Raw genomic sequence first — 15,738 nt, 5'->3', positions numbered from 1 at the left:
CCCCTCCTGGCTGCAGCGAGTGCTTCGCACGGCTCGTGACGGGACCACCCCACCGGAACCTTCTGTTTCAAGCCAAAAGTCAAAGCACCTCGGCTTCGCCGTCGGCTCGGCTCGCCTTCGGCCTCGCGCCGGATTCGCGGCTGCCACGGTCCGCCTGCGGCGGAGACCGTGGCGGCGCTCAGTCGTCCGGGTGCAGGCCTGGGCCGTGCTCGGTGTGCGGGGCGATCGGTGTCGGGCTCAGCGCGGTCTCGTCCTCGCCCTCCTCCAGCAGCGTCGCGGCCGGTCCGACCACGCGGACGTCCGGGCTGCCGATGACCTCGAAGTCCTTGTCCGCGTAGTCGAAGCGGGCCAGCACGCTGCGCATCGCCTCGATGCGGGCGCGTTTCTTGTCGTTGCTCTTCACCACGGTCCACGGCGCGATCTCGGTGTCCGTGGCGCGCAGCATCGCGACCTTCGCCTCGGTGTAGTCGTCCCAGCGGTCCAGCGACTTGATGTCGTTCGGGCTGAGCTTCCACTGGCGCACCGGGTCCACCTGGCGGATGACGAACCGGGTTCGCTGTTCGTTGCGCGACACCGAGAACCAGAACTTCACCAGCAGCACGCCGTCGTCGACGAGCATTCGTTCGAAGACCGGGGCCTGGCGCATGAACAGGTCGTACTGGTCCTGGGTGCAGTAGCCCATGACGTGCTCGACGACGGCGCGGTTGTACCAGGAGCGGTCGAACAGCACTATCTCGCCGGCGGTCGGCAGTTCGCGGACGTAGCGCTGGAAGTACCACTCGCCGCGTTCGCGCTCGTCCGGCTTCTCCAGGGCCACGGTGCGCGCGCCGCGCGGGTCCAGGTTCTCGATGAAGCGCTTGATGGTGCCGCCCTTGCCGGCGGCGTCGCGGCCCTCGAACAGGATGACGAGCCGCTGTCCCGTCTCGCGCACCCAGTACTGCAGCTTCAGCAGCTCGATCTGCATCAGGCGCTTGAGGCGGTCGTACTCGGGGCGGGACATCCGTTCGGTGAACGGGTAGTTCTCCTGCCAGGTCGTCACTTCCCGGCCGTCGGGGCCGAGCAGGACCGGTTCGTCGTTGTCCGGGAACTCGGCGGTGTAGCCCTCGACGAGCAGGTCGAGGGAGTCGAGAGTCACGTCGGTCACGAAATCGTACATACCCGACGTAAGGGTGCCGAAACCGCGTTCGCGGCATCCCTTCCCGGGGTACGTCTTCTTGGATGAGCGCAGGGGAAGACCGTTTGGAGCACACGATCCTGGAGCTGGCCGCGGCCCGCGGCCCGGCCAAGTCGCTGTGCCCGTCCGAGGCCGCCCGCGCCGTGGGCGGCGAGCACTGGCGCGACCTGATGGGACCGGCCCGCGCCATCGCCCGCGACCTGGCCCGGCGCGGGCGGGTCGTCGTCACGAGCCGGGGTGAGGTGCTGTCCCCGGACGAGGAGTGGCGCGGGCCGATCCGCATCAGTGCGGCGCCCACGGGGTGAGCGCCGCACCGGGCGGCTAGAGCGCGCCGATCGCCTCGCACGCCTTGCGCACACCCTCGCCGTACGCGGGATCTGCCTGGGCGCAGTGGTGGACGTGCTTCTCGACGGTCTCCTTCCGCGCGCCCTTGATGGCCCGCGCGGTGTTCTCGAACAACGCCTGCTGCTGCTCGCCGGTCATGAGCCGGAACAGGTCGCCGGGCTGCTCGAAGTAGTTGTCGTCGTCCTCCCGGAAGTCGAACCGGTCGGCGGTCGCGCCGGCGGCCTGCGCGGGCTCGGCGTAGGAGGGCTGCTCCGCCCAGCGCCCGAAGTTGTTCGGCTGGATGCCGGGGACACCGCCCTGGTTGCCGTCGACCCTCATCGCGCCGTCGCGGTGGTAGGAGTTGACCTGCCGCGCGCCGTTCGGGTGGTTCACCGGGATCTGGTGGTGGTTCACGCCGAGCCGGTAGCGGGCCGCGTCGCCGTAGGAGAAGAGCCTGCCCTGCAACATCTTGTCCGGGCTGAGCGAGATGCCGGGCACGACGTTGGCCGGGGTGAACGCCACCTGCTCGACGTCGGCGAAGTAGTTGTCGGGGTTGCGGTCCAGGCGCAGCTCGCCGGCCTCGAGGAGCGGGTAGTCCTTCTTGCTCCACACCTTCGTGAGGTCGAACGGGTGGTAGCGGTACCCGGCGGCGTCGGCCTCGGGCATCACCTGGAGGTAGAGCTTCCAGGCGGGGTGCTCGCCGCGCTCGATGGCGTCGAACAGATCGCGCTGGTGCGACTCGCGGTCGCGCCCGATCAGCTGACCGGCCTGCTCGTCGGTCAGGTTCTCGATGCCCTGCTGCGTGCGGAAGTGGAACTTGACCCAGTGCCGCACGCCGGCGGCGTTGATCATGCTGTAGGTGTGCGAGCCGAACCCGTGCATGTGCCGGTAGGAGCGCGGGATGCCGCGGTCGCTCATCACGATCGTCACCTGCAGCAGCGCCTCGGGCAGGTTCGTCCAGAAACCCCAGTTGTTCTCCGGGTTCCGCAGGTTCGTGCGCGGGTCGCGCTTCACGGCGTGCGCGAGGTCGGGGAACTTCAGCGGGTCGCGGAAGAAGAAGACCGGCGTGTTGTTGCCGACCACGTCCCAGTTGCCCTCGGCGGTGTAGAAGCGGGTGGCGAAGCCGCGGATGTCCCGCTCGGCGTCGGCCGCGCCGCGCTCGCCCGCCACCGTCGAGAACCGCGTGAACGTCTCGCACTGGTTGCCGACCTCGCTGAACAGCGCCGCGCTCGTGTACGCGGTGAGGTCGCCGGTGACCGTGAACGTGCCGAAGGCGCCGGAGCCCTTCGCGTGCATCCGCCGCTCGGGGATGACCTCGCGGTCGAAGTGGGCGAGCTTCTCGAGCAGCCACAGGTCCTGCAGCAGCACCGGGCCGCGGGCACCCGCGGTCACGCTGTTCTGGTTGTCGGCGACCGGCGCGCCCGCGGCCGTGGTGAGCGGGTTGGTGTTCTCTTCGAACGACATCAGGTGGACCTTCTCCGATTCAGTGGATCTGGACGCCGGGCCGGCACCGCGGGCAGAGCCCCCAGTGCAGGACCTCGGACTCGTCGACGCGGAAACCGTGCGTCCACGTGGAGCTCCCGGGTGCCGGGTCGCCGGCCCGCTCGACGTCGGCGACCGCGCCGCAGCCCCGGCACACCACGTGGTCGTGCTCGTGGCGGCGCAGTTCGAAGCGGGCGCGCTGGCCGGTCTCGAGCCGCCGCACCAGCCGGGCCTGCGCCAGTGCCGTCAGCACGTCGTAGAGCGCCTGCGTGGACACCGAACCCAGCTCGTCGCGGACGATCCGCCCGAGCTGGTCGACGTCGGCGTGCGGGTGGTGCTCGAGGGCCGTCAGCACGGCGACCCGCTGCTTGGTGACCCTCAGCGAGACGCCGCGCAGGGCGGCGACCGCGTCTTCGGCGGGCAAGTGGCACCTCCTCGGCCGGGCATTTCCTTCGGCCTTAGATAGTTAGGACTCCTAGCGATACTGTGTCATGCTGGGCGCGTCCGGGGCAAGTAGTCCGGACCGGTTCAAGAAAACGAGGGGTCTGCGGTGCACTCGGTGGTCATCCAGCACGTTCCGTTCGAAGGGCCTGGTCTCATCACGCCGGCGCTGTTCGCCGTGGGGAGCACGGTGTCCGTGGTCCGCGCCGACCTCGGTGACGACCTGCCCGCGGCCGCGCAGCTCGACGTGCTCGTCGTCATGGGCGGGCCGATGGGCGCGCTCGACGACCACGAGCACCCGCACCTGGCGCGGGAACGGGAGCTGATCGCGGACTGCGTGCGGCTCGGCAAGCCGGTGCTCGGCGTCTGCCTCGGCGCGCAGCTGCTCGCCGCCGCGCTCGGCGCGCGGGTGCACCGCGGCCCGGTCGAGGAGATCGGCGCCGGCACGGTGGAGATCACCGCGACCGACGACCCGGTGCTCTCGCCGTTCGGGCCGTCGCTCCCGGTGGTGCACTGGCACGGGGACACGTTCGACCTGCCCGAGGGCGCGCGGCTGCTGGCGCGGTCGGACCTCTACGCGCACCAGGCCTTCCGGTGCGGGACGGCCTACGGGCTGCAGTTCCACGTGGAGATCGGGGCGCAGGAGCTGTGGGAGATCACGCCCTACCTGCCGGAGGACCGCAAGATCACCCTCGCCGAGGTCGACGCCGTCGAGGTCGTCGGCGTCCAGGTCCTCGAACGGTGGGCCGCCTTCGCCGCCGGGGTGGTGAACCGGTGAGCGACGCGAGCGTGGTCGCGGTGTCCACGGGAACAGTGCGCCGGTTGTCCTGGCGGGGACGCGAGGTGCCCACGGCGATCGCGAAGACGCCCGTGCTGGGACGCGTGGACGTCGGGTTCGGCGGGCTGGTGGGCGACGAGCAGGGCGACCGCGAGAACCACGGCGGGCCGGACAAGGCCGTCCTGCTCTACCCGCGCGAGCACTACGCGGCCTGGGCGGACGAGGTCGGCGAGCTCGAGATGCCCGCGTTCGGCGAGAACCTGACCACCTCGGGGTTGCTGGAGAGCGACGTGCTGATCGGCGCCGTCTACGCCGTGGGCACGGTGCTGCTGCAGGTGAGCCAGCCGCGCCGGCCCTGCTTCAAGCTCGCCGCACGGCACGGCGTCGACGACATGGCCGTGCGGACCCAGCGCACCGGCCGCACCGGGTTCTACTGCCGCGTGCTGAAGCCGGGCCACGTGGGCGCGGGCGACGCGCTCGTCCTGGCGCGCAAGCCCCTGCACGGCATCACCGCGGCCGAGGTGCACCGGATCGTGAACATCGACCGCGACGACACCGAGGGCGCCCTGCACCTGCTGCGGCACGAGGGCGTGGTGCCCGAGTCGTGGGCCACGAGGCTGCGCCGCCGCGCGGAGGGCCACCTGGAGGATCAGGGCGCGCGTCTGCACGGCTGAGCGGGGTCGTGCCGCGGCCCTGCGTTGGGCGAAGGTGTCTGCGCGGCTGGGTCTTGGGTGGCGGGGCGGGGTGCTTGCGCGGCTGGGTCTTGCGTGGCGAGCCGGGGCGCCTGTGCGGCTGGGTCTTGCATGGCGAGGCGGGGCGCCTGTGCGGCTGGACCTTGCGTGGCGAGCCAGGGTGCTTGCGCGGCTGGGCCTCGCGTGGCGAGTCGGGGGCGTCGGTGCGGCCGAGCCTTGCGTCGTGAGCCGGGGTGCCTGCGCGGCTGGGCTTTGTGCGGCGAGCCGGGGTGCCTGCGCCGCTGAGCCTTGCGTCGCGAGCCGGGTGTCCGCGCGGCTGGCCCCTGCGTCGCGAGCCGAAGGCGCCTGCGCGGCTGAGCCCTTGCGTCGCTAGTCGGGGCGTCCGCGCCGTTGCGCGTTGCGGCGCGAGCCGGGGCGCCGGCCCTCCTCACACCGCGGGCGTGCGCTTCTTCCGCCGCGCCGGGGCGTCCGCGGGTTCGTGCTCCGGGCAGTCCGTGCGCAGCTGCGCCAGCGGCAGCGGCGCGCGCAGCAGGTGGCAGTGGTGCGGCACGGCCGGGTCGGGGTGCTCGTCCTTGCCGAAGAACCGGCACGTCGTGCACATGTGCGTCACGCTCACCACGCCCGTGCGGTGCAGGTCCCCGATCACCCTCAGCAGGGTGTGCAGCGTGGTCGCGCGGTCGGCCTCGGAGACCCCGGCGAGCGCCGACGTCAGCGGGTCGTCCCAAGAGGACAGTCCACGTGCGACTTCGGTACCCGTTCCGGTCAGCGACAGCACCCTGCGGCGGCCGTCCGAGCCGGGGGAGCGGCTGACGAGGCCCTTGCGCTCCAGTGCCGTCACGGCGTCGGACATCGTCGGCGTGGTCACGTCGAACTCCGCGGCGAGCGCGGCCACCTCGTGGCGCGCCTGCGGGTGCTGGGCCAGGGCCAGCACCGCCTGCTGCTGCAACGGCGACAGGCCGTGCTCCCGCGCCGTGCGCTGCGCCAGTGAACGCATTCCGTGACCGAGCCGTTCGAGCGCGTCGGCCAGTCGGCGGTCGAGATCGGCCGTGCCGTCGGTGTCAGTCATGCGTTCCGCCTCGCCCGTGAGTGCTTCCCCCGCCGATGGTACGGCCTCGCGAGGCTGAGACGTGGGTCACCCGGAGTAAAAGTTGGTAGGAGTCCTACCTAGTTTGTGGCAGACTGGGTCGTGCCCCGCCGAGAGGTCCACGCGGCGGCCCGACAAGTCGGAGGAAAGAGCGATGACGTCTCCCGAACACCCACCAGCCGGCTACACCCACGACGACCCGGAGCTCGCGCCCTCGCCCGTCACGCGCGCCGACCTCGACGGGATCCTCGCGAGCGTCCTCTTCGGACCCGAGGACCAGGCGGCGCTGCGCACCGCCGGTGAAGTCCTCAGTGGACAGATCGAGGAGGTGCTCGACGTCTGGTACGGCTTCGTCGGCGCCCACCCGCACCTGGTGGCGTACTTCTCCACCCCCGACGGCGCCCCGATCACCGACTACCTCGCCCGCGTCCGGGCCCGCTTCGGCCGGTGGATCATCGACACCTGCACCCGCCCGTACGACGAGCGGTGGCTCGCCTACCAGCACGAGATCGCGTTGCGGCACACCGAGCCGTACAAGAACCGGACCGACCACGCCGACTCGGTGCCGCACATCCCGCTGCGCCACCTGATCGCGTTCATCTACCCGATCACCGCGACGATCCGGCCGTTCCTGGCCGCCGGCGGGCACAGCCCGGAGGAGGTCGACGCGATGCACCAGGCCTGGTTCAAGTCGGTCACGCTGCAGATCGCGCTGTGGTCGCAGCCCTACGCCGGCCGGGCGTGGTGACGTCGTGAGCCTGCTCCTGTCCCCGCCGAGCGGCCTGCTGCGGGCCGCACCGCCGTGGGAGACGACGGCCTGGTTCAACAGCGATCCGCTCGACCTCGGTGCGCTGCGCGGCCGCGTGGTCGTGCTCGAGGCGTTCCAGATGCTGTGCCCCGGCTGCGTCAGCCACTCCCTCCCGCAGGCCACGCGCCTCGCGCGGACGTTCGGCGACGACCTCGCCGTCATCGGCCTGCACACGGTGTTCGAGCACCACAAGGCGATGACCCCGGTGAGCCTGCGGGCGTTCCTGCACGAGTACCGCATCACCTTCCCGGTGGGCGTCGACGCCGCGCAGGACGAGAACCCGGCGCCCGTCACGTTCAGCCGCTACCGCATGCAGGGCACGCCCACCACGGTGCTCATCGACCGCGACGGCACGCTGCGCGCCCAGAAGTTCGGCCCCCTCGACGACATGGCACTCGCCTCCGCCGTCACCAGGCTGCTGGACGGCACGGCACCCTCGCCGGCCGACGAGATCGACGACACCGCCCTCGCCGGCGCGTGCTCGCTCGACGGCACCTGCTCCTGAACCCGCACCACCCCATCACCAGAGGAAAGAAGAGAACCACCATGTCCCGCATCGACCTCACCAGCCCCGACCAGATCACCGACGAGCGCGCCGAGACCCTCGCGCAGATCAAGGGCGCCTTCGGCCTCGTGCCGAACATGTTCAAGGCCGTCGCCCACTCGCCCGCCGCGCTCAAGAGCATGTGGGCCCAGTTCGGCGCACTCGGCGGCGGCGCGCTCGGCGCCAAGATCGGTGAGCAGATCGCGGTGGCCGTCGCGGACCAGAACCGGTGCGACTACTGCCTGTCCGCGCACACCATGCTCGGCAAGAAGGCCGGTGCCACGGCCGAGGAGATGAGCAACGCGCAGAGCGGCAAGTCCGACGACCCGCGCACCGCCGCCGTCCTGACGCTGGCCACCACCCTCGTCGAGAAGCGCGGCCAGGTCGCCGACTCCGACGTCCAGGCCGCGCGCGACGCGGGCTTGACCCAGGAGGAGATCGTCGAGACCGTGGCCCACGTGGCGCTGAACGTGTTCACCAACTACATCAACGTGGCGCTCGACGTCCCGGTGGACTTCACCCGCGTGTCGCTCACCAAGTGATCCTCCCGGCCGGGGAGCCCGGCATCGTGGCGGTGCCACCGCACCCCCGCAACCGGGCTCTCGGCCAAAAGTACGAGATGTGTCCCGCGGCTTTCGCACCCGCTCTGACCTGGTCCTATGGTCGTGATCATGACTACTTCAACGGGTAGGGCCCTGCCGCCGGCCACCGTCAACGCCGCGTTCGCGGGGTTCCTCGTGTCGTGCGTGTTCGCGGTGACGTCCATCGGTGTCCTGGTCGGCACGCACGACGAGCTCGTCGACGCGTTGCGGGCCTCGGGCACGCAGATGACCGAGGACCAGCTCCAGAGCGCCGCCACCGTCACGCAGTACACGTTCGCCGGCATCGCGCTGGTGATCGCGCTGGTGCAGCTGTGGCTCGCGTTCAAGGTCCGGTCCGGGCGCAACTGGGCCCGGGTCCTGCTGACCGTGTTCACCGTCTTGCAGGTGGGGAGCCTCTTCGTCGGCGAGGGGTCGGCGACGCTGCCCGCGTACGGCGGCGCGCTGGTGGCCGCGCTGGCGGTGGTGGCGAGCTGGCTCCCGGCGTCCAACGCGTACTTCGCGACCGTCAAGCAGGCGCGGTAGCGGAGAATGCGCGCATGACCGCAGGGGGAACGACGGCGCGGCGCGGCGTGTTCGTGGCCGAGGTCGTGGCGCTGGTCGTCGCGGTCGCGGTGGACGCGGTGCTCGCGACCGGCGCGGACCAGCCCCGAGGGGTGCTGGGACCGCTGCTCGCCCTGGTCGTCCCGTACTCGGGCGAGGCCACGGCGGTCCTCGCCGTGCTGCGCCGCAGGTTCCCGCGCCGGGTCGGGCTGCTCGGCGGCGCGGTCGTGGTCCTCTCGCTGCTCGGCACCGCCGCGGCGGGACTCGTGGACCGCGTCCCGGCGCAGCCGCCGGTGACGGAGGTGCTGGCGCTGCTCCTGGTGGCCGCCGCGGGGTGCCGCCGGCTGCCCCCGGTGCGGGCGGCGGTGCTCGCCGTCGCCGCCTGCGCCGCCGTCGTGCTCGCGCCGATCGTCCGCTACGGCCTGGACTTCCCGGCCGCGCTGTTCCCCGTGGCCGCCGCGCTGGCGTGGGGCGGGGCGGTCGCGCTGGGCCTCATCCTGCGCGACGCCGACGCCCGGCACCGGCGCGAGCTCGACCGCATCCGCACCGAGGACCGGCTCCAGCTCGCGAGGGACCTGCACGACCTGGTGGCGCACCACGTCACCGGCATCGTGGTCAGGACCCGTGCGGCCCAGGCACTCGCGGAGAACCCGGCCGCGCCGCCGCAGGACCCCCTCGACTTCTACGACCAGATCGAACAGGCGGCGGCGGAGGCCCTGACGGCCACCCGCGGCCTCGTCGGCGTGCTGCGCAGCGACGAACCGCTGCCGTCGCCGAGCCTCGTGCTGGGCGACGTCGTGCGCGCGGCGGTGGGGGAGGACGCGTCCGTGCGGATGTCCGACGACGTCGACACGCTCGCGCTGCCGGCGCAGGTCTCCGTCGCGCTGCACCGGGTGCTGCTGGAGGCGCTCACCAACACCCGCCGCCACGCGCGGACCGGTGCGGCCCGCGTCGCGGCCAGGGCCGAGGGCGACGAGCTCGTCCTCGAGATCGACAACGACGGCGCGGCCGGGCCCGCCGCGGAAGGCGGGCACGGCATCATCGGCATGCGGGAGCGGATGGAGGCACTGGGCGGGCAGCTGACCGCGGGCCCGCACGGGGACGGTGGCTGGCGGGTCACCGCGCGACTGCCGCTCGACTTCGACGCACTGCCGAGGGGCATCTGATGACGATCCGCGTGCTGATCGCCGACGACCAGACCCTGGTGCGCACCGGCTTCCGGTTGATCCTCGACGCCGAACCGGGCATCACCGTGATCAGCGAGGCCGCCGACGGCGAGGCGGCCGTGCGGCTGGCCAGGCAGCTGCGCCCCGACGTGACGCTGATGGACATCCGGATGCCGAAGCTCGACGGGCTGCGCGCGACCGAGCTGCTGGCCGGGCCGGGCGTCGAGGACCCGTTGCGGGTGCTCGTGGTGACGACCTACGACGTCGACGAGAACGTCTACGCCGCGCTGCTCGCCGGCGCGTGCGGGTTCCTGCTCAAGGACGCCCGGCCGCGGCTGCTCGTCGAGGCGGTGCACGCCGCGGTCAGGGGAGAGGCGCTGGTCTCGCCCGCGGTCACGGTGCGGCTGCTCGCGCACTTCACCGGCGGCACCGGCCGGGAGCAGCCGGACAGCCCGCTCACCGGGCGCGAGCTCGACGTCGTGCTGGCGGTGGGCAGGGGCTGGACGAACTCCGAGATCGCCGACCGCCTGCGCATCTCGCTGTCGACGGTGAAGTCGCACCTCGCGCACGTGCAGGAGAAGATCGGTGCCCGCAACCGCACCGAGACCGCGATCTGGGCGTGGCGCAACGGCCTGCTCAGGTGATCCGGCGGACGACGACCGTGCCCGCGACCATGTCGCCGAGCCGCTGGTTGCGTGGCGTCAGCGCGATCAGCACGGCCCCGACCACGCCCAGGAACAGGCCGTCCACGACCATCAGCAGCCAGCGCACGAAGTAGTCCTTCAAGGACGGTTCGCCGCCGCGCAGCGTCGTGATCCGGATGCCGAACCACCGCATCGCCGGTGTCGACCCGCCGTGCCGGTACGGGTACCAGATCTCGATCCACACCACCCCGAGCAGCGACACCACCGCCATCGAGCCGACGGCGACGAGGGCGAAGCGCTCCGGCGGCAGGCCGATCCTGACCAGCAGCAGGGCCAGGAAGAACCCCGGCACGAGGCTCAGCACGGAGGCGATCGTCAGCAGCACGAGCTCGACCACGTGCTGGGAGTAGCGGCGGAGGACGATCGACCGGGCTTCGGCATCGAGGGCCACGCGCACATCTTGGTGGTGCGGCCATTGGATTGTCTAATGGGCATCTCAGCGGGCGTTCAGGTGAACTTCCATTCGTGTCCGATGTGGAAAGCACCTGCCGGACCACCTGTGCCGCCGCGGCGCGCTGGTCTGATGGGGCAGACATCGTGTTCACGAGAGTGAGGGGGCGTGTGGAGCCCTGGCCTGGTGCTTAGCGTCAGCGCCCTGGTTACCGAATCCCACCGCCGAAGGGATCTGCTCGTGCGAAGACGTTTGCCGGCCGTGGCGCTGGCGACCGTGCTCGCGGGCAGCGCACTCACCGCCGCCGCCCCCGTAGCCGCCCAGCCACTCGCCTCCTCGCTCACCAAGTCCGTGCAGGGCGTGTCCGACCCCGCCTCCCACGGAGACACGCCCACCTGGGTCGTGTCCTACTCCAGCGGTGCCAACGGCCCCGCGACCATCACCGACACCGTCGGCGCCGGGCAGACCCTGGTGCCCGGCTCGCTGCAGGTGCCGCCGGGCTGGACCGGCACGGAGGGCCCGACGCTCACCGCCACCCACCCGGACGTGCGCAACAGCGGCACCGCCCGCGCCAACCTGCTCACGCCGCCCGTCCAGCCGAGCGCGAGCTCCACCGGCGGGGACGGCTTCACCCCGATCCTGCACCGCACCCCCGACGGACGCCTGCAGGCGTGGAACGTCTACCACCACGCGGCTCCCGCGACCCCGAAGCTGGTGTGCACCGACATCGCCACCAACACCCTCTGCGCGGGCGGCCCGTGGCCGAAGACGCTCAGCACCACACCGGGACCGTTCGGGGGCGCCGGCGACGTCCAGAGCCCGCTGGAACCCCAGTACGTCCGCGACCCGGAGAACCCGGCGCGCGTGTACTACTCGGCGACCACGGCGACCTCGATCGGCGTCGGCTGCCTCGACCTCGCCGCGCCCGGCAACTGCGGCTACTGGCCGCTGATGAACCGCAGCGGGCAGACGTTCGAGATGGCGGGCCTCGTCCAGATCGGCGGGAACGCCTACGGCGTCGCCACTTCCGGCCACGTGCTGTGCTGGACGATCTCCTCGCAGAGCGCGTGCGCCGGCCAGCCGTACGCGCCGATCGTGCCGCTGAGCAACAACGGCGGGTACTACCTCGGAGCGCTGACCGTCGCGGCGGGCAAGCTGTTCGCGTCGTCGTCCACGCCCAGCGGCACCACGCCCACGCTCGGCTGCTTCGACCCGGCCACCGCGACCGCGTGCGCCGGCTGGGCCACCGCGAAACCGGCGGGACCGTTCGGCAACTACACCTACAACGCCTACACCGCCTACGGCACGACGGGGGCGGAGGCCGGTGTCTGCGTCAGCTCGACCGGGGTCAACGGCACCACCTGCTACGCGGTCGACGGGTCGCCGTTGCCCGCGCCGGTCTCCCCGGCCGGGCTGGAGAACGGCGTCCTGGTGTTCAACCCGGAGGTGGTCCGCACCGGCGACCGCGTGCGGAGCTACTTCGCCATCTGGGGCGGCCCCTACCAGGGCGCCGCGGTGTGCCACGACTGGAGCACCGGCGCGTCGTGCGCCGGGGTGCCGGCGCGGATCACGCACCCCAGCGCCAACAACGGCGTGACGAGGGACTACGGCTACGCCTACGACGCGCCGACCGGCTGCCTCATCGGCCTGGGCGACGCGGGCGTGCTGTTCTCGATGGATCCTGACACGGGGGCGTCGCCCTGCGTGCGCAGCGGCGCCTCCGTGTCGCTCACCCCCGGTCAGTTCTACTGCGACGGCAAACCCCACGCGACGACGTTCGCCAAGGCCCGCCTCATCGGCCTCACCCCGGCGAACGTGAACCTCGGCGCGTCCACCGTCACGGTCGTCGACCAGGGCGGAAACCCCGTGCCCACCACGGGTTTCGCCCCCGACGGCACGGTCGACCTGAGCGGCGCCTCCGCGACCTCGCTGACCGTCACGGCGTCGCTGGTGCTGAACAACACCTCCGACTTCACCGGCGGCAACCAGCCGTCGCTGGTCGTGGAGTTCAGCGGCGACCCGCCGCAGATGTGCTTCCGCACCACCATCTCCGCCGACTGCCCCGTCACCTCGATCGCCAACACCGCGGGTGCAATGGACCAGACGGGCACCCTCACGTCCAACACGGTGACCCGCCAGGTGGCACCGGGCTCGGAGTGCCTGCCGAACGTGGTGGTGAACAAGGAGATCTGCGGTTCCTACACGCCGTCGAACTGCAAGGCGGGCGGCGCCGGACCGTGGGCGAAGCAAGCGCCCGTGGGCGTGCTCGGCGTGCTGTTCGCGACCGCGTACTGGCGCGTCACCGTCACCAACAACGGCCCGATCGCCATCACGGACGCGTACGTGGTCGACGACTTCGAACCGTCCTGCCAGACCGGGCCGTTCGCGCTGCAGCCCGGTGAGTCGAAGGTGGTGCACTGCTCGACCTACGCACTGCTGTCGCTGTTCCCCTTGACCAACAAGGCGAAGGCGAAGTACACGCCGGTCGGCGCGATCCGGATGTACACCGACTGGTCGTCCGCGAAGGCCTGCTCGCTGCTCGCGTGCTGACCTGACCCGAGAGGACCCGGACGCGGCTGAGCCCCCTGCACCCGGCTCAGCCGCGTTCTTCCCTGTTGTTTCAGTGTTGACCAAAATAGATTGCCCACCGGTGCAGTCGCCGGTCCGCCGCCACCGGTCCGCGCCTACGCTGACGACATGGGGGACACCGAGCAGCGCGGCGCGTCCGGCCGCGACTTCGCGAGATACCTGAACGCGCGGACGCTGTCGGTCCTCGGCGCGGTGATCTCCGCGGTGACCCTGCCCGTGCTCGTCTACCAGCTCACCGGGTCCGCGGGGTGGACGTCGGCCGTCACGGCGGCGGAGGCGCTGCCCTACCTGGTCTTCGGCCTGCTCGCCGGTGCGCTCGCGGACCGGCTCGACCGGCGGCGGATGATGGTCGCCCTCGACTTCACCGTCGCCGGGGTGCTGCTGACCGTGCCGCTCGCGTGGCTGGCGGGCGTGCTGACGGCGCCGCAGGTCGTGGTGGTGGCGTTCGTGACGCAGACGGCGTTCGTGTTCTTCGACGCGGCCAACTTCGGGGCGTTGCCCGCCCTGGTCGGCAAGGACCAGCTGACCGTCGCCTACGCCCGGCTCTACGGGCGCACGACGGTGCTGGAGCTCGTCGTGCCCGGGCTGACCGGGCTGCTCGTGGCGGTCGCCGCCCCGGCCGCGCTGCTGGCGGTGAACGCGCTGACCGGGGTCGGCTCGGCGTTGCTGCTGCGGGCGATCACGCGCAGCCTGGCGACCCCGCGGCCCGTGCAGGGGGCCGGTGAGCTCGTCGCCGACGTGCGCGAGGGCCTGCGGTTCCTCTGGGACGAGCCGGTGATCCGCACGTTGACGCTGGTCGGCGCGACCCACTCGGTCGCGAGCGGGGCGTGGGTGGCGGTGCTGGTGCCGTTCGCCGACCGGGTGCTGGGGGTGGCGCCGAGCGGCGACCTGCGGCTGGCCGCGTTGTTCAGCTGCTGGGGCGTGGGCGCGGTCGTCGCGTCGCGGCTGCTGCCGCGGCTCACCCGGAGGTGGGGCAACGCGAGGGTGTCGTTGTGGGCGTTGCCGCTGTCGTTGCTCGGCGGGGTGCTGGTGGTGGTGAGCGGCCATTGGCTCGTGGTGTGCGCGGCGGCCGTTTACTGGGGTGTGGCGGGGGCGACCGTCGTCATCAACGGCATCACCTACCGCCAGCAGGTGTGCCCGGAGGACCTGCAGTCGCGGGTGAACACGACGGGCCGGATGCTCGCGTGGGGCCTCGGGCAGCCGCTCGGGGCGGTGCTCGGCGGTGTGGTGTCGGTGGCCGCCGGCGACCCGCGGGCCGGGCTCGCCGCCGGGCTGGCGGTGCTGGCGTCCGGGGTGGCGCTGGCGTGGGTGTCACCGGCGCTGCGCCGCGCGTCACAGCCGCTCGGCCGGTCCTGACCGTCACGAACGCGCGGGCGCTCTCGTCCACGGGACATGAAACTGCTTCTGGACCGGATCTGCCTCGCCGTCCTCGGACTCACGTCGGCCTACGTGGGGATCTACGCCTGCTTCGCCACCGCGTCCTGGTATGCGACCTTCCCCGGCTTCGGGTTGCGGTGGCTGCCGCAGCTCGGTCCCTTCAACGAGCACCTGGCCAAGGACGTCGGCGCGGCCTACCTGTCGTTCGCGGTGCTGAGCCTGGTCGCGCTCGCGCACGTGCGCCGGCAGGTCGTGGTGCGGCTGGCAGGGGCGGCGCTGCTGACGTTCAACGTGCTGCATTTCGCCTATCACCTGACGATGCTGCACGTGTACGAGCCGCGGGACCGGGTGCTCAACGTGCTGACGCTGGGGCTGGTCGTCCTGCTGTCGGTGGTGCTGGTGGTCCCCGCGCGGCGGGGAGACCTACGCTGACACCCGTCGCAACGCTCGAAGGGACATGGGGAAGTACTGGTGGAACAGGGATTTCACGCTTCGGCGGACAGTCCGCTGCGCGTGCGGGTCGTGGTGTTCGACGGGGTCGAGGAGATGGACTTCGTCGCCCCCGTCGAGGTGCTCGGGCAGGCGGGCAGGGCGTCCGGCGGCGCGATCGAGACGACGCTCGTGACGACCGGTGAGCCGGGCAGGATCCGGTGCGCCTTCGGCACGGAGATCGAGGTCGCGCACGGCTGGTCCGCGCACGGCGCCGACGTGGTCGTGGTGCCCGGCGGCGGCTACAACCGCGATGACGGGTCCGGCGTGCGGAAGGTCATGCGGGACGCTGACTTCCTCGCCGGGCTGGCGGCGGCCGAGGCGCTGCCCGTCGGCATCTGCACGGGCACGATGGCGTTGTCCGCCGCGGGCATCACCAAGGGCCGCAACGCGACCACGCACCACGCCGCGAAGGCGGACCTCGCCGCGCAGGGCGCGACGGTCGTCGACGCGCGCGTGGTCGACGACGGCGACCTGATCACCGGCGGCGGGATCACGTCGGGCCTGGACGTCGCGCTGTGGCTCGTGGAGCGGTTCCTCGGGGTGGGCATCG

Annotated in this window: 18 protein-coding genes; 13 read left to right on the top strand and 5 right to left on the bottom strand. The window is 72.0% G+C overall.

All coding sequences use genetic code 11. The features are described 5' to 3' along the window. Nucleotides 1-178: 178 nt before the first annotated feature. Nucleotides 179-1,144: a polyphosphate kinase 2 gene (gene ppk2, locus ACFWGZ_RS30350; protein WP_382455006.1), complete on the bottom strand. Its 966-nt coding sequence runs from the start codon at nucleotides 1,142-1,144 to the stop codon at nucleotides 179-181. A 74-nt stretch (nucleotides 1,145-1,218) separates the two neighbouring features. Between ppk2 and ACFWGZ_RS30345 the strand changes: the two genes are divergently transcribed. After that, on the top strand, nucleotides 1,219-1,479 hold the full coding sequence (locus ACFWGZ_RS30345) for a DUF3253 domain-containing protein (protein WP_382455005.1): 261 nt from the start codon (nucleotides 1,219-1,221) through the stop codon (nucleotides 1,477-1,479). A 16-nt stretch (nucleotides 1,480-1,495) separates the two neighbouring features. On the opposite strand, the gene ACFWGZ_RS30340 is transcribed toward ACFWGZ_RS30345, so the two are convergent. Beyond that, nucleotides 1,496-2,962, bottom strand: coding sequence for a catalase (locus ACFWGZ_RS30340; RefSeq protein ID WP_382455004.1), 1,467 nt, complete (start codon nucleotides 2,960-2,962; stop codon nucleotides 1,496-1,498). Between the two features lie 19 nt (nucleotides 2,963-2,981). Continuing rightward, nucleotides 2,982-3,404 (bottom strand): Fur family transcriptional regulator, encoded by a 423-nt coding sequence (locus ACFWGZ_RS30335; protein WP_382455003.1) that lies wholly within the window; start codon nucleotides 3,402-3,404, stop codon nucleotides 2,982-2,984. Nucleotides 3,405-3,530: 126 nt separating this feature from the next. On the opposite strand from ACFWGZ_RS30335, the gene ACFWGZ_RS30330 reads away from it, so the two are divergent. Both ACFWGZ_RS30330 and ACFWGZ_RS30325 read left to right on the top strand, forming a co-directional pair. After that, nucleotides 3,531-4,199: a type 1 glutamine amidotransferase gene (locus ACFWGZ_RS30330; RefSeq protein ID WP_382455002.1), complete on the top strand. Its 669-nt coding sequence runs from the start codon at nucleotides 3,531-3,533 to the stop codon at nucleotides 4,197-4,199. Further along, nucleotides 4,196-4,873 (top strand): MOSC domain-containing protein, encoded by a 678-nt coding sequence (locus tag ACFWGZ_RS30325; RefSeq protein ID WP_382455001.1) that lies wholly within the window; start codon nucleotides 4,196-4,198, stop codon nucleotides 4,871-4,873. The genes ACFWGZ_RS30330 and ACFWGZ_RS30325 overlap by 4 nt, the downstream gene beginning before the upstream one ends. Nucleotides 4,874-5,318: 445 nt before the next feature. Here ACFWGZ_RS30325 and ACFWGZ_RS30320 read toward each other — a convergent pair whose 3' ends face one another. Beyond that, nucleotides 5,319-5,957: a MarR family winged helix-turn-helix transcriptional regulator gene (locus ACFWGZ_RS30320; RefSeq protein ID WP_382455000.1), complete on the bottom strand. Its 639-nt coding sequence runs from the start codon at nucleotides 5,955-5,957 to the stop codon at nucleotides 5,319-5,321. A 172-nt stretch (nucleotides 5,958-6,129) separates the two neighbouring features. Between ACFWGZ_RS30320 and ACFWGZ_RS30315 the strand changes: the two genes are divergently transcribed. From ACFWGZ_RS30315 to ACFWGZ_RS30290, 6 genes are all read left to right on the top strand, one after another. Continuing rightward, a complete protein-coding gene (locus ACFWGZ_RS30315; RefSeq protein ID WP_382454999.1) occupies nucleotides 6,130-6,723 on the top strand; it encodes a protoglobin domain-containing protein in 594 nt (197 codons plus the stop codon). Between the two features lie 4 nt (nucleotides 6,724-6,727). Continuing rightward, nucleotides 6,728-7,288 (top strand): redoxin domain-containing protein, encoded by a 561-nt coding sequence (locus ACFWGZ_RS30310; RefSeq protein WP_382454998.1) that lies wholly within the window; start codon nucleotides 6,728-6,730, stop codon nucleotides 7,286-7,288. A 41-nt stretch (nucleotides 7,289-7,329) separates the two neighbouring features. Further along, nucleotides 7,330-7,869, top strand: coding sequence for a carboxymuconolactone decarboxylase family protein (locus ACFWGZ_RS30305; protein WP_382454997.1), 540 nt, complete (start codon nucleotides 7,330-7,332; stop codon nucleotides 7,867-7,869). 129 nt (nucleotides 7,870-7,998) lie between these two features. Continuing rightward, on the top strand, nucleotides 7,999-8,451 hold the full coding sequence (locus ACFWGZ_RS30300; protein ID WP_382454996.1) for a hypothetical protein: 453 nt from the start codon (nucleotides 7,999-8,001) through the stop codon (nucleotides 8,449-8,451). A 14-nt stretch (nucleotides 8,452-8,465) separates the two neighbouring features. Then, nucleotides 8,466-9,635: a sensor histidine kinase gene (locus ACFWGZ_RS30295; protein ID WP_382454995.1), complete on the top strand. Its 1,170-nt coding sequence runs from the start codon at nucleotides 8,466-8,468 to the stop codon at nucleotides 9,633-9,635. Beyond that, complete coding sequence (locus ACFWGZ_RS30290) at nucleotides 9,635-10,279, top strand: response regulator (RefSeq protein WP_382454994.1); 645 nt, start codon at nucleotides 9,635-9,637, stop codon at nucleotides 10,277-10,279. Before ACFWGZ_RS30295 ends, ACFWGZ_RS30290 begins: the two co-directional genes overlap by 1 nt. Here ACFWGZ_RS30290 and ACFWGZ_RS30285 read toward each other — a convergent pair. Next, the gene (locus ACFWGZ_RS30285; RefSeq protein ID WP_382454993.1) at nucleotides 10,272-10,730 is read right to left on the bottom strand and encodes an RDD family protein; all 459 of its coding nucleotides are present in this window, start codon (nucleotides 10,728-10,730) and stop codon (nucleotides 10,272-10,274) included. The two genes, ACFWGZ_RS30290 and ACFWGZ_RS30285, sit on opposite strands and share 8 nt — an antisense overlap. A gap of 240 nt (nucleotides 10,731-10,970) precedes the next feature. Between ACFWGZ_RS30285 and ACFWGZ_RS30280 the strand changes: the two genes are divergently transcribed. The 4 genes from ACFWGZ_RS30280 to ACFWGZ_RS30265 form a co-directional block, all read left to right on the top strand. After that, entirely contained in the window at nucleotides 10,971-13,280 is a 2,310-nt protein-coding gene (locus tag ACFWGZ_RS30280; protein WP_382454992.1) for a hypothetical protein, read from the top strand. Nucleotides 13,281-13,427: 147 nt separating this feature from the next. Beyond that, a complete protein-coding gene (locus ACFWGZ_RS30275) occupies nucleotides 13,428-14,675 on the top strand; it encodes an MFS transporter (RefSeq protein ID WP_382454991.1) in 1,248 nt (415 codons plus the stop codon). A gap of 36 nt (nucleotides 14,676-14,711) precedes the next feature. After that, on the top strand, nucleotides 14,712-15,128 hold the full coding sequence (locus ACFWGZ_RS30270) for a hypothetical protein (RefSeq protein WP_382454990.1): 417 nt from the start codon (nucleotides 14,712-14,714) through the stop codon (nucleotides 15,126-15,128). 39 nt (nucleotides 15,129-15,167) lie between these two features. Next, the coding region (locus tag ACFWGZ_RS30265) for a DJ-1/PfpI family protein (RefSeq protein WP_382454989.1) at nucleotides 15,168-15,738 on the top strand (571 nt) is incomplete at its 3' end.

The organism is Lentzea sp. NPDC060358, assembly GCF_042725365.1.
Taxonomy (GTDB): Bacteria; Actinomycetota; Actinomycetes; order Mycobacteriales; family Pseudonocardiaceae; genus Lentzea.
Note: the sequence above shows the minus strand (reverse complement) of the source record. Positions and strands in the feature narration are given on the sequence as shown.